This window comes from Fundidesulfovibrio putealis DSM 16056, assembly GCF_000429325.1.
GTDB lineage: Bacteria > Desulfobacterota > Desulfovibrionia > Desulfovibrionales > Desulfovibrionaceae > Fundidesulfovibrio > Fundidesulfovibrio putealis.
Genome location: NZ_KE386885.1, coordinates 386,293 through 399,197, shown reverse-complemented (window position 1 = coordinate 399,197; position 12,905 = coordinate 386,293). Strand labels below are relative to the sequence as shown.

The window sequence follows — 12,905 nt, the reverse complement described above, 5'->3', positions numbered from 1 at the left end:
ATGCCCTCATTGTGCTTGCTCGACCCTAACGCCTGATCTGCAACAGGCGCAGCCCATTGAAGATCACCAGCAGCGACGTGCCCAGGTCCGCCAGGATCGCGGTCCAGAGCGTGGCCACCTGGAACACGGCCATGGCCAGGAACACCCCCTTGATCCCCAGGGCGAACCAGATGTTGGCCTTGATGACCCCCATGGTGCGGCGCGAGTGCCGGATGAGCCAGGGCAGCTTGGAGAGGTCGTCGGACATGAGCGCCACGTCGGCGGTCTCGATGGCCACGTCCGTGCCGATGGAGCCCATGGCGATGCCCAGGTGCGAGGCGGCCAGGGCCGGGGCGTCATTCACTCCGTCGCCCACCATGCCCACCCGCCTGCCTGATGCCACCATCTCCTCCACCACGCGGGTCTTGTCCTCGGGCATAAGATCAGAGCGGTACCCGGTCACCCCGGTCTGCGCGGCGATCTTCGCGGCGGTCCTGGCGTTGTCCCCGGTGAGCATGACGATGGAGTCCACGCCCAGGCTCTGAAGCTCCGCCAGCGCGGCCTTAGCCTGCGGGCGCACCTTGTCCTCCACGGCCATGAGCCCAAGCACCCTGCCCCCGGTCCACACCAGCACCACGGTGGCGGCGGAGCGGTCGAGACGCTCCAGGGCCTGCGCAAGCTCGGGCGTGCCGGGTGCGTTGCCGGATTCCTCCAGGAAGCGCAGGTTGCCGATGAAGTGCGCCGCTCCGCCGATGACGCCCTGCGCGCCAAGCCCCGGCCTGGCCTGGGCGTCCTCCACCTGGGCCAAAGACACGCCATTGGCGGCGGCGTGGCGCATCACGGCCTGGGCCACGGGATGGCTGCTGCGCGACTCCAGGGCCGCCGCGATGCCCAGCAACTCCTGCTCGGTCGTGCCGTTCAGGGAGATCACGCCGGTGACGGAGGGCCTGCCGTGGGTGAGCGTCCCGGTCTTGTCCAGGGCCAGCGCGGTAAGCGTGGCCGGCACCTCCAGAAACACCCCGCCCTTGACCAGCACGCCATTGCGGGCCGCCGAGGCCAGGGCCGCCACGATGCTCACCGGGGTGGAGATCACCAGGGCGCACGGGCAGGAGATCACCAGGATCACCAGCGCCTCGTAGAACCACTTGTCCCAGGCCCCGCCGAAAAAGAGCGGCGGAACCACAGCGAACAGCAACGAGACTCCAACCATCACCGGCGTGTACACGGCGGCGAACTTCTCCACCCATTGCACGGCCTTGGCGCGCCTGGACTGGGCGTCCTCCACCATGCGCATGATGCGGGCCAGGGTGGACTGGGACGCGGGCCGGGTGGTCTCCACCTCCAGCGCGCCCTCGGCGTTTATCGTGCCCGCGAAGACCTCGTCCCCGGCCGCCTTGGCCACGGGCATGGACTCGCCGGTAATGGGCGACTGGTCCACGGCGGAAGCGCCCGAGCGCACCACGCCGTCCAGGGGGATGCGGTCGCCGGGCCGCACCAGGATGCGCGTTCCGGCGGGCACGGCCTCCACCGGCGTCTCCACCGGGGTGGTCGTAAGCGGCGCGAGCACCAGCGCCTTGTCCGGGGCCAGGCTCATGAGCGCCTGGACCGCATTGCGGGCGCGGCCCACGCTCCAGGCCTCCAGCTGGTTGGCCAGGGCGAACAGGAAGGCTACGGAGGCCCCTTCGGAGTATTCACCGATGACCATTGCCCCGGACACGGCCAGCACCATGAGCAGGTTCATGTCTGGCCGGAGCGTGCGCAGCGAATAGGCGGCCTTGGGCAGCACGTGCCACACGCCGCACAGCGCCGCCAGAATCCACAGGGCCTTGGCGGCCAGCGGCGCGGAGGCGCTCTCCCGGAACGCGGCCAGCGCGGAGCCGTGCTCCGCCATCATCAGGCCAAGTCCTGCGGCCCAGAGAAGCCCGCTGACAGCGCAGAGCACCTCGCGCCCCCGGCGCTCCCAGAAGCTGCCCCTTTCGGAGCACGAGCCACCGCAGCAGGCGCAGGCTCCGATGGCCTCGGCCACTGGCTCAGCCTTCATCCCCGTGGCCTCGATGGCCTTGGTTATCTGTTTCTCGCCCACCAGAAGGCCGGTGGCGTCAACCTTCAGCCTGCGCGCCATGATGTCGAAACCGAGCCTGGACTCCTCCCCCACCAGGGGCAGGAGCGCCCGGGTGAGTATGGCGATTTCATCTGCGCAGTCCATGTCCTTTACGCGAAACGTCAGAGAGCTCATGGTATTCCTTCGGGATTGCGGGCTTTATGACCGGGCCGGAGCCATCCGAACGATCTGGATGGCCGCCTCGTCGCGCGGCGGACCCGCCCCTTGAAGAACTAGACACCCTGGAGTAACTACAGGGTCAAGACATTTCGCGTCGGAGGTTTCGATGAAGATTGGAGACCTGGCCAAACGGGCTGGCTGCACCGTGGAGACGGTGCGCTACTACGAACGCGAGGGCTTGCTGCCCCGGCCCGAGCGCGGCGCCAACAACTACCGGCTCTACGACGCCTCCCACCTGGAGACCCTGTGCTTCGTGCGCAACTGCCGCGCCCTGGAGATGTCCCTGGCCGAAATCGGCACGCTGCTCCGGCTCAAGGGCATGTCCGGCCAGGACTGCGGCGAGGTGAACATCATCCTGGACGAGCACATCGAGCACGTGGCCGAGCGGCTCGCCCAGCTGCACCAGCTGCAGGAGCAGCTGGTGTCGCTCAGGCGGCTGTGCAGCCGCATCGAATCCGTTGATTCCTGCGCGATCCTTCGCGAACTGGCCGAGAGCCCGGATACCGATTGCCAGGCCCGCACCGCACAGGCCGGCGGGCCGCATGTGCGCGGAGCGCACTGACCCGACGACATCGTCCCGACCAGTAGCGGCTTTGACGCTCCGGCCGCCGGACGCAACGTCGCCGTGCGCGACTCCAGGGCCGGGCCGGACGCGCCCCCGCACACTCCGGCGGAGGCTGCCGGTGCGCCCGTGACCCGGTATTTTCTCTTCTCGACGAGGGATCGATTCTTCCTTACTTTCGCCCGACGCATCCGGTCAGCACGGGGATGGGCCTGCCATTTCAAACGCCAGTAGAGGCCAGCTACGATGCAGCGGAAAGTTCAATCAATCTGGGCGACCATGTATTTTCTGGTCATCATTTCCATAGTCCCTTCCCTTGCGATCATCCTCTTCTCCGGCTGGGAAGTCCGCGACACGTTCCAGCGCAAGGCCGAGAACAACGTCCTGCTTCTGAACGCGAACCTTGCCTCCATGCAGGAGCGCATCACCACGTCCACGAAGCAGCTTATGGTCACGCTGGCCCTCATGCCCGAGATACGCAACCTGGACGCCAAAGGCGCCACCGATTTGTTGAAACGAGTCCACGCGGACAACACGTCCTTCACGAACATCCTGGTGGCGAACCCCGACGGGGATGTCGTGGCCTCGTCCCTGCCCATCGGAACCCTCAACATCGCCGACCGTAAGCACTTCCAGGACGCCATACGCCTGCGCCGGTTCACCTCCGGGGAGTTCATCATCAGCAGGACCTCGGGCCTTCCCTCGTTCCCCTTTGCCCTGCCGGTCCTGGGCCAGTCCGGAGAGGTGCTCTGCGTGCTGACCTGCGCGATTCAGCTCAACCAGTACGACCGCATCTACAAACTCGATCAGCTTTCCCCCGGCTCCTTCGTCGGCCTGACAGACCGCAACGGCAACCGGATCTACAGGACGCCCCCGGACGAGAACACACCCCTTGGCGTGCCCATCGCCCAGGGCGTTTGGAAGGCCGCCCAGGCCTCCGCCACGGATTCAGGCTACGTGACCCGGGCGGGCTCCGACGGCATCCGGCGCATCACCGCATTCACCAAACTCCGTCTGCACCCGGAAGAGCCTCCCTACATGTACGTGTTCGTGGCCGTGCCTGAAAGCATCGTCACCGCCGAAGCCACTGCGGCCCTGAGGCGAAATCTCGCCCTGACGGCCCTGGCCGCCGTGCTGGCGTTGGGACTCTGCTGGACGGCGAGCCGTTTCCTGCTGGCCCCGTCGGTGAGCCGCCTGATGCAGGCGGCCGCCCGCTTCGGCAAGGGCGACTTCAGCCAGCCCACAGGGATCGACCACGACGCAGGGGAATTCGGCCTGCTGGCAGGCGCGCTGGACCAGATGGCGCAGGAGCGCGCCAGGGCCGAGGAAAAGCTCAAGGCCAGCGAAGAGCGCTACGCCCTGGCCGTCCGGGGGACCAACGACGGCATCTGGGACTGGGACATGAAGACCGGGGAGGTCTACTTCTCCGAGCGCTACAAAAACATCCTGGGCTACCAGCCCGACGAGATGTCCGACGACGTGGAGGAATGGGAAAAACGCATCCACCCCTCGGACCTTGAGCGCGTCATGCGGGAGAACGGCCGGTGCATGCGGGGCGAAGTGCCCTGGTTCGAGGTGGAGTACCGCCTCCTGCACAAGGACGGCAGCTACCGTTGGGTGCTCGGCAGGGGCGCCTCGCTCAAGGACGAGTCCGGACAGGTGGTGCGCATGGCGGGAGCGCACACGGACATCACGGATCGCCGCCGCCTCCAGGAATCCATCGTCCACAACGAGAAGATCATCTCCATGGGAGGAATGGCGGCGGGCATGGCCCACGAGATCAACAACCCTCTTGGGGGCATCCTGCAGGGGACCCAGGTGGTGCTGAAGCGTCTCCAGGAGGACACCCCGGTAAACAGGACCGCCGCGCAAAAGGCCGGATGCCCGCTGGATAACATTCACGGCTATCTGCGCGAACGCGATGTGGTCCTGCTGCTGGACGAGGTGCGGACCGCTGCCGCGCGCGCCTCCCAGATCGTGCAGAACATGCTCTCCTTCTGCCGCCAGGAGACCGAAATGGTCCAGGCGGACATGGCCCAGGCACTGGATATGGCCGTGACCCTCTGCAACAACGACTACAACCTCAAGAAAAAATACGATTTCCGCCGCATCCAGATCGTGCGCGACTACCAGCCCGATATTCCACTCGTGCCCTGCAGCGTGTCGCAGATCGAGCAGGTTGTCATAAACCTGCTGCGCAACGCCGCCCAGGCCATGGCCGGACAGGAAGGGCAGGACGCCCCAACGATCACCCTGCGCACCCGCCAGGAGAACGACTTCGTGCGCATCGAGATACAGGACAACGGCCCCGGCCTGGACGAGGAGACCCGCAAGCGCATCTTCGAGCCGTTCTTCACCACCAAGTCCGTGGGGGCCGGGACCGGGCTCGGGCTGTCGGTGTCCTACTTCATCGTCTCCACTCACCACCACGGCACCATCGACGTGGCGTCCGCCCCCGGCCAGGGGACCACCTTCATCATCCGGCTGCCCCTGAAGGCGGAGGCGTAGCCGGCAATCCGCGTCAGGGACCCGACCGGATGAGGCGGAGACCGACTCCGGTATCCGCTCCATATATTTAGCTCAAAACTTCATTTCCAGGGACAATTCCCTGAGAGGAGCATTGAACTCCGGGCCTCGGCGTGGTAGCGCTTTGCGCCTCGGCATTCGCAAAGCGGCAGAGCACCACCCCATGTACATCACCCCGGCACAGCACGACCTCCTCAAGGAGCTGATCAACATCGGCGTCGGCAAGGCCGCCGGGCTGATCAACCAAATGGTCAGCACCCACGTGCAGCTCGAGCTGCCCGAGGTGCGGCTGCTGGGCGCCGAGGACATGGCGGAATACCTCGGGCGCAGCGGCCAGGAGATACTCTCCACGGTGCGCCTGGCGTTCCGGGGCGCGTTCTCCGGCTGGACGGGGCTGGTCTTTCCCAAACCCACCGCCTCCTGGCTCGTTTCCCAGCTGATCGGCCAGGAGCTGGGCGCCGCCTCCATGGACCTGGACTCCCTGCGCATCGGGACCATCCAGGAGGTCGGCAACATCGTCCTGAACGGGATCATGGGCTCCATCGTCAACATCCTGGGGGTCTCGGTGGACTATTTCCCCCCGGACTACTTCGAAACCGGCTTGAGCGGCCTGTTCGCCGCCGACGAGACGACGGCCCGCGTGGTCCTGCTCATCAAGGCCCGCTTCCGGCTGGAGAACGAAGCCGCCGAGGGCGACATCCTGATCCTCTTCCACGTGGACACCTTCCAGGACATGCTGGCCGCGCTGGACCGCCTTCTCGGAAACGCATCTGCATGAATCCGTCCAGTTGTGAAAACGTCTTCCTGAACATGGACTGCCTGCCCATGGGCATCATGGTGCTGGACAGGCAGCTGCGCGTCTGCTTCTGGAACGCCTGCCTGGAGTCCTGGACCGGCTTTTCCCGCCAGGACATCCTGGGCCGGGACTCGGGGGAGCTCTTCCCGCAACTGGGGCGCTCCCTGGTGGTCTCGCGCCTGAAGGACCTGTTCGACGGCGCACCTCCGGCCGTCTTCTCCTACCACCTGCACAACCACCTCATCCCGGCGCGCCTGCCCGACGGATCCATGCGGCTCCAGCATTCCATGGCCTACGGCCTGCGCGGACCGGACGGCGACATCTCCCACGTGGTGCTCTCCCTGCAGGACGTGACGGAGATCCACTCCCGGCTGCGCGAAAACCTGCGCGTGAGAAAAGACCTCGAGCGCGAGAACAGGCTGCGCAAAAAGGTGGAACTGAAGCTTCGGGAACTGGCCACCAGGGACATGCTCACGGGGCTCATCAACCGGCGGTCCTTCCTCGGGCTGCTGGGCCGCGAGATCCGGCGCGCCAGACGCTACGGGCACACGCTCTGCCTGATGGCCCTGGACCTGGATCACTTCAAGCGCCTGAACGACACCTGGGGCCATCTGGCGGGCGACGAGATGCTCAAGATCTTTGCCACGGTCTGTCAGGGCGCCCTGCGCGACGTCGACCACATCGGACGCCTCGGCGGCGAGGAGTTCGGCGTGATCATGCCCGAAACGACGCCGGACGGCGCACGGGTGGTGGGGGAAAGACTCCTCAAGGCGATCCGCAACCTGGCCGTGCGCTACGACGGCTCCGTGCTGAGGATGACCGCCAGCATCGGCCTGGCCTGCCTCGAGCCGGACGAGGAGCTGAAGGATTTCCTGCTGCGCGCGGACCGGGCCATGTACCAGGCCAAGCTTCTCGGGCGCGACCGCCTGGAGGAGGCTCCGGGCGGGAGCTGCTCCCAGTGTGTCCTGCCTGAATAACCAGGCCCGAACTTCAGGATCGCAACGCAAATATCCCACACTAGAAAAACATGAATATGTTTTTTTAGGGTATATGAATGGCTTATGACTTTGTCTTGAAAATCCGCATGGACGGCTTTTGAGGACGCAACGCTAGCCCGCCCCGCCCTGCCGCACCAGCTTCGAGAAGAACCCCGGAGCCATGATCAGGCTCATGCTGCCGTCCTCGTCCGGGGCGGCCCCGATGAAGCACTCCTGCTCCACCATCCGCCCCTTGAGCGGCTTGACCAGAACCTGGGCCAGCCCAAGCACCTCGTCCACGGCCAGCACGAAGCGCTCGCCGCCGTGCCGGGCCACCACCAGATGCCCTGCCTTCATTTGCGCGGCGGACAGCTCGAACAACCCGCTCAACAGAAAACAGGGCAACACGGCTCCCTGCACGGGAACGGTTGAAACCGGACCTGCGCCCGCGCTGGCCGGGAAACCCTCCAGGCAGTGCTCCACGCATTCGATGGGCAGGAAATAGCGCTCCCCGCCAACGCCCACCCGCAGGCAGTCCAGCAGCGAGAGGGGAAGCGGCGCACGCAGGACGAACGCCGAGCCCTGGCCAGGGACGGTCTCCACGCGTACCTCGCCGCCAAGCCGCTCGATGCCGTCCTTGACCGCGTCCAGCCCCACCCCGCGCCCGGACACGCCGTCCACGCTCTGCGACGTGGAAAACCCCGGCGTGAACACCATGGCCAGCAGCCCGGCCTCGTCCGGTTTATCGCCAGACTCCACCAACCCGGCCTGCACGGCCTTGGCCAGGACGGCGGCGGTGTCGATGCCCGCGCCGTCGTCGCTCACCTTGAGCACGATCTCGGGGCCGTCCTGCCAGGCGTCCAGGCGGATTACGCCGGTGGAGGGCTTTCCCGCGCGCAGCCTGTCTGCGGGAGGCTCCACGCCGTGGCGCACCGCGTTTCGCAGCAGGTGCACCAGCGGGGTGTTGAGCTTTTCGATGAGCGTCTTGTCCAGTTCGAACATCTCGCCGCTGACCTGGAAATCGATCTCCTTGCCGGACTGTGCCGCCAGATCGCGCACCAGCCTGCGGTACTTGGGGATCACCGCCTGGAGGGACAACAGGCGCATGGACAGGATGGACTGCCCAAGCAGGGCCAGCTGGCGCTCCAGCTCCACGGCGAAGTGCAGGTAGTCGAAGCGCCCTTCGGACCGTGCCTGGGCGGCCAGGGCCTCACGGGTGGTCATCAGTTCGCTCAGGTTCTCCAGGAGTGTGTCCAGATGCGCGGCCCGCACGCTGTAGCCAAGCTCCGGCGTGTCGGCCACCGCGTTCGGCGGAGAAGATTCGGGGGGTGCGCACTGCGGGGGCTGCGCGCCCAGGGTCGCCTGGGATATCCGGCCCAGCAGGCCCTTCAGGGACTCGATGGGGTCAAGCGCGCCAGGGATGCCCGGAATGCCCGGAATGAAAGAAGAGGCCGGATCGTCAAGGCCCTCCCGCAGGCAGTCTATGGCCGCCAGCAGGCTCCCGACCACTTCGGGGGCGGGGCGCTCGTCCCTCCCGCGCAGGCCGTCCAGGGCGGTCTCCAGCTCGTGGCAGCACCCGGCCAGGCCGTCGAACTGGAGCGTGGCCGCGTCGCCCTTGACGGTATGGATGCAGCGGAACACCGCCTCCATGCCCGACGTGACTTCCTCGGGAGACGCACGCTCCAGGGCCAGGGCGGCGGCTTCCGCACGGGCCAGCTGATCCAGGGTGCTCACCCGGAATATTTCCAACAGGGCTGCGTCGGTCATGTCCGTGGGGGCTGCGCGCGTCAGGCGGGAAGAAGCCCGGCCAGGAGGTCTCGCACCACGTCCTCGTCCAGGGGCTTGTTCAGCACCTGGGCCACGCCCAGCTCCAGGCATCTGGCCCTGGTGGTGTGCTGGATGTCTGCCGTGACAACCACCGTCCTGACCTCCAGGCCCTGGTCCCGGAACAACTCCAGGACCTGGATGCCGGAAAGCTCCGGCATGTTGATGTCCATGAGGACGAGATCGGGCCGCCGCTCACGCACCAGTTCGACAAGCTGCCTTCCGTCGGCTGCATCCAGGGTCTGATGACCCAGGCTGGAGACGATCTTTCCCAGCACGAAGCGCTGGAACATGGAATCGTCGGCAATGAGAACCAAAGCCATGAAAACCTCGCTCACGTCGTTTCGGGGCATGGTACGCATCCCGGCTCCGGGCGGCAACGGAAACCGCGCGGGTCGAACCCGGTGACACGTGCGCATGCGTCTCCGGACAAACAACATCATTTTAGCATGTTGTACCCAACGCATGCGCTTTCTGCGAGGTCGTCACCCGTGGCGTCCGGCGGGCTCGCGGACAATACAAAACAAGAAGCCCCCCTCCCAAGGGGGAGGGGGGCAAAGAACTGGCTTGCGCATGAGGCGCTTGCCGGAGGCGTTTCGGTTTGGTTGAACGGTTGACGGTGTCCAGTGCCTTTCCGAAGAACCCTACCGGGCTGTTTCAATCGACCTGGAACCTGACGGGCCGTCATCAGACGGGGTTTCCTCAGGCTCGCGCCCGGAATCCTTGGAGTCTACCTGCACTCCGTATCAGGTTGGTTGCTCGGTTGACTGAGTCCAGTGCCTGCCGAAAAACCGGGGCCGGGAGTCTCAGGCCACCTCTGGTGCGCCTGGTCCGGGCTTGCGGGCTTGTCCCCGCAGTTCCCGGAGGTTTTTCTCCTCCCGACTGCGTGGGCCTCGCGGCCCTGCTGCGGAAGCGGTTCGGGTGTCCCTCCTTTTCAGGTTGGCCAAGTCCGCTGTCCGTTCGCTCGTAAGAAAGAAAGTAAACACCCTTCGCTCGGTGGCAAGGGAGAACACATCAATTATTTTCCGCCCGGACCTCAATTTTGAAATCAAGGAACCGAACGGCTTCCAGGTCCTCGCCGGTGAACGCGGGGGAGCGCCCGTCGCGCAGGAGTTCCAGGCGCACGGTCAGGCGCTCGAAGGGTTCGGCCCGGCGCAGTTCCAGCTTGTCGTGCCCGCGCGTGTCCGGCCCCAGGCTCTCGAACGCGGCGGCCCAGGGCTCGCCGTCGAAGCGGCAGGACACCGCGAAGCGGTTGCCGGGCAGGCGGTTGGAATACCCGAAGTGCACGATGACGAGCTTCTCCGGGGCGGCCAGCAGGGCGGGACCGGCTTCGAACACGAACTCGGCGAAGCCCGTCCTCCCGGCTTGGGTGGCGATGAGGATTTCCTCCAGCACGGGCTGGCAGGCGAGATACTCCAGCCGGTTGACCTGGGCCAGCAGGTCCTCGGGACGGGAAGTCACTCTGTGCCGGTAGGGCAGGCTCTCCATTGGGATCACCGGGGTGCGCGCGATGCTCCACTCCGGCTGGCCGGTCCCCGGAACCGCGACCCGGGCCGTCGCGTCCTGCGGGCCAAGGCGTTGGGCGCGCACCGGGTTGGGCTGCGCGAACTGGTCCAGGTACCAGTTGAGCGGGCTCAGGATGCCGCTCTCCGGGTACACGAAGACCGTTGCGGAAGAACCGCTCCCGAGAAGGGCCTGAGCCTGCTGCCGGTATTCCCCGTTATGGCTGTCGCCAGAATAGTAGTGCTTCTCCCCGCTGGTCACGTACACGCCCAGGCCCGCCCCCAGCAGCGCCAGGGCACACCAGGGCAGCGCACGGTCCCCGACGAGCATCCTGATGCCGTGGGTCTGCCAGAGGAGCAGCACAGGCAAGAGGAACATCAGGTGCCAGGGGTTGAAGTAGGTGCTGTAGCGGGCGGCCACCAAAGCGGCCAGGGGAAATACGAACCAGCCCAGCGACGTCAGCGCGAGCAGGCGGTTGGTTCGCAGAAGGCCGATCCATCCCCAGAGCGACAAGGCTGCGAGGCCGAGCCGGACATCCGGAAAGTTCTCCCGGGTCAGCAGTTCCTTGAGCTTGTCCAGGCAGACCCTGGCCACGGTGCCGTACCCCTGCGCCCCGCTTATGGCGCTTTCACGGGTGAAGAGCATCCAGAGGAACGGAAGCGCCAGGGCCACCGCACCCAGGCAGGTCAGGCTGAACCAGGCGACGTTCGACCGGGTGGCCCGTCCCCTGGCCCAAGCGCACAGCGTCAGGAGTCCGGCGCCTCCCATGACCAGAAGCCCAGAGAAATGCAAAAGAAGCGGAGGCCAGAGCGAGAATGCGGCCAGCACGAAGTCCCGCCTGCGGCCGTCCCGGAGCGCCCGGTACAGGAAAAGGAAAGCCAGCAGGCTGAAGAAGAAGATGACCGCATAGGGCCTCAGCTGGCGTGACAGGAGCAGATGCCAGGGCTGAAGGGTGACGACGGCGGCCAGCAACAGCCCGGCCCGCTCGGAAAGAAGCTCCCGGCCGGCCCGCCAGGACAGCCACACCCCGGCCACCCCGAAAACGACCAGGGGAAGACGAAGAACCGCTTCGGATAGTCCGACCTCACCAACGGCCTTTGCCAGCAGGTAAAAAAGGGGCGGATGGAAATCTTCGGTCAGGGATCTGTGAACGATGGTCGCGACCGGCAGCTTGGCCACCATGGCCACCAGGATCTCGTCGAACCACAGTGAAGGGATCTCCAGCCGCCACAGCCGAAGCGCCGCAGCCACGGCCAGGATGGCCCACAAGCACAAACGCCCCTTCCACGTTGACGTGAAAGGGGCACCTGAAACGTCCGCCATGCCGGTCTAGACGACTTTGTTCAGCGCGTACTCGATGATCCCCTCGGCTCCGGCGTCCTTGAGCTTGGGGATCAGGTCGCGCACTACGGCCTCGGCCACCACGATCTCCACGGACAGCCAGTCCGAGTTGAGCAGGTGGGCCACGGTGGGGGAGTTGAGGCTCGGCAGCTGGGCCAGCACGGAATCCTTGGCGGCGCTGGGCACGTTCATCTTCAGGCCCACGAGCTTCTCGGCGCGCAGCGCTCCCTGGAGCATCATGATCATGTTCTCGATCTTGCGGCGCTTCCAGGGGTCGGCCCAGGCCTTCTTGTTGGCGATGAACTGGGTGTTGGTCACCAGCACTTCGGCGATGATGCGCAGGCCGTGGGCCTTGATGGTGGTGCCGGTCTCGGTGACTTCCACGATGGCGTCGGCCAGTCCCTCGACGACCTTGGCCTCGGTGGCGCCCCAGGAGAACTCGACGTCGACGTCCACGCCAGCCTGTTGGAAGTAGCGTTTGGTATAACCCGTGAGCTCGGTGGAGATGCGCTTGCCCTGAAGGTCCTCGGGGCGCTTGAAGGGGGAGTCCCCGGCCACGGCCAGAACCCAGCGGGCCGGACGCGAGCTGACCTTGGAATAGATCAGGTCGGCCACGATCTCCACGTCGGACTCGTTCTCCAGGATCCAGTCCTTGCCGGTCAGGCCGCAGTCCAGAAGGCCGGTCTCGACGTAGCGGCTCATCTCCTGGGCGCGGCACATGGAACAGGTGATCTCGTCGTCGTCGATCTCGGGGAAGTAGTTGCGGTGATGCTCCTTGATCTTCCAGCCGGACTTGTCGAACAGCTTGATCGTGGCTTCCTGCAAAGACCCCTTGGGGATTCCCAATTTCAGTTTGGGAGTGGACATCGACGGCCTCCTATATGCTCCCGATTTGCGGGATATGTACAAAAGTGATGAGCGGGCTTGGTAGCCCGCTTTGAAGCGGTTTGCAAGCGGCGGTCCTGTTACAGGAACGGAAAGCTAAGATGGGAACGGGAGATGCCTCCGGCGGCCAGAGAGGAAACTTTTTGAAAAAAGTTTCCTCTCTGGACTCTCCTTCAAAAACTTTCAGGTAGCTTCGCGTCGTGAATCGACAACGTCGTCGGATTCAGATGC

At 65.6% G+C, this 12,905-nt stretch carries 9 protein-coding genes; 4 read left to right on the top strand and 5 right to left on the bottom strand.

Annotated elements, in window-relative coordinates:
- Nucleotides 1–25: 25 nt before the first annotated feature.
- The gene (locus G453_RS0118575; RefSeq protein WP_027192240.1) at nt 26–2,215 is read right to left on the bottom strand and encodes a heavy metal translocating P-type ATPase; all 2,190 of its coding nucleotides are present in this window, start codon (nt 2,213–2,215) and stop codon (nt 26–28) included.
- Nucleotides 2,216–2,366: 151 nt separating this feature from the next.
- On the opposite strand from G453_RS0118575, the gene cadR reads away from it, so the two are divergent.
- From cadR to G453_RS25175, 4 genes are all read left to right on the top strand, one after another.
- Complete coding sequence (gene cadR / locus G453_RS0118570) at nt 2,367–2,822, top strand: Cd(II)/Pb(II)-responsive transcriptional regulator (protein ID WP_027192239.1); 456 nt, start codon at nt 2,367–2,369, stop codon at nt 2,820–2,822.
- 246 nt (nt 2,823–3,068) lie between these two features.
- A complete protein-coding gene (locus G453_RS26730) occupies nt 3,069–5,330 on the top strand; it encodes an ATP-binding protein (RefSeq protein WP_084502545.1) in 2,262 nt (753 codons plus the stop codon).
- A gap of 181 nt (nt 5,331–5,511) precedes the next feature.
- Nucleotides 5,512–6,126 carry a hypothetical protein gene (locus G453_RS0118560; RefSeq protein ID WP_027192238.1) on the top strand — a complete coding sequence of 205 codons (615 nt, stop codon included), beginning with the start codon at nt 5,512–5,514 and terminating at the stop codon, nt 6,124–6,126.
- A complete protein-coding gene (locus tag G453_RS25175; RefSeq protein ID WP_051272616.1) occupies nt 6,123–7,121 on the top strand; it encodes a sensor domain-containing diguanylate cyclase in 999 nt (332 codons plus the stop codon). The genes G453_RS0118560 and G453_RS25175 overlap by 4 nt, the downstream gene beginning before the upstream one ends.
- Nucleotides 7,122–7,253: 132 nt before the next feature.
- Here the strand turns inward: G453_RS25175 and G453_RS26725 are convergent, their stop codons facing one another.
- The 4 genes from G453_RS26725 to hisG form a co-directional block, all read right to left on the bottom strand.
- The gene (locus G453_RS26725) at nt 7,254–8,888 is read right to left on the bottom strand and encodes a chemotaxis protein CheA (protein WP_027192237.1); all 1,635 of its coding nucleotides are present in this window, start codon (nt 8,886–8,888) and stop codon (nt 7,254–7,256) included.
- Between the two features lie 20 nt (nt 8,889–8,908).
- Entirely contained in the window at nt 8,909–9,307 is a 399-nt protein-coding gene (locus G453_RS0118545) for a response regulator (RefSeq protein WP_235731804.1), read from the bottom strand.
- Between the two features lie 652 nt (nt 9,308–9,959).
- Entirely contained in the window at nt 9,960–11,717 is a 1,758-nt protein-coding gene (locus G453_RS0118540; protein WP_027192235.1) for a glycosyltransferase family 39 protein, read from the bottom strand.
- A 60-nt stretch (nt 11,718–11,777) separates the two neighbouring features.
- Nucleotides 11,778–12,656 (bottom strand): ATP phosphoribosyltransferase, encoded by an 879-nt coding sequence (gene hisG / locus G453_RS0118535; protein ID WP_027192234.1) that lies wholly within the window; start codon nt 12,654–12,656, stop codon nt 11,778–11,780.
- Nucleotides 12,657–12,905: the final 249 nt, after the last annotated feature.

Coding starts and splice junctions, on each gene's coding strand:
- G453_RS0118575 (WP_027192240.1), bottom strand. CDS start 2,215: ATGAGCTCTCTGACGTTTCGCGTAAAGGACATGGACTGCGCAGATGAA.
- cadR (WP_027192239.1), top strand. CDS start 2,367: ATGAAGATTGGAGACCTGGCCAAACGGGCTGGCTGCACCGTGGAGACG.
- G453_RS26730 (WP_084502545.1), top strand. CDS start 3,069: ATGCAGCGGAAAGTTCAATCAATCTGGGCGACCATGTATTTTCTGGTC.
- G453_RS0118560 (WP_027192238.1), top strand. CDS start 5,512: ATGTACATCACCCCGGCACAGCACGACCTCCTCAAGGAGCTGATCAAC.
- G453_RS25175 (WP_051272616.1), top strand. CDS start 6,123: ATGAATCCGTCCAGTTGTGAAAACGTCTTCCTGAACATGGACTGCCTG.
- G453_RS26725 (WP_027192237.1), bottom strand. CDS start 8,888: ATGACCGACGCAGCCCTGTTGGAAATATTCCGGGTGAGCACCCTGGAT.
- G453_RS0118545 (WP_235731804.1), bottom strand. CDS start 9,307: ATGCGTACCATGCCCCGAAACGACGTGAGCGAGGTTTTCATGGCTTTG.
- hisG (WP_027192234.1), bottom strand. CDS start 12,656: ATGTCCACTCCCAAACTGAAATTGGGAATCCCCAAGGGGTCTTTGCAG.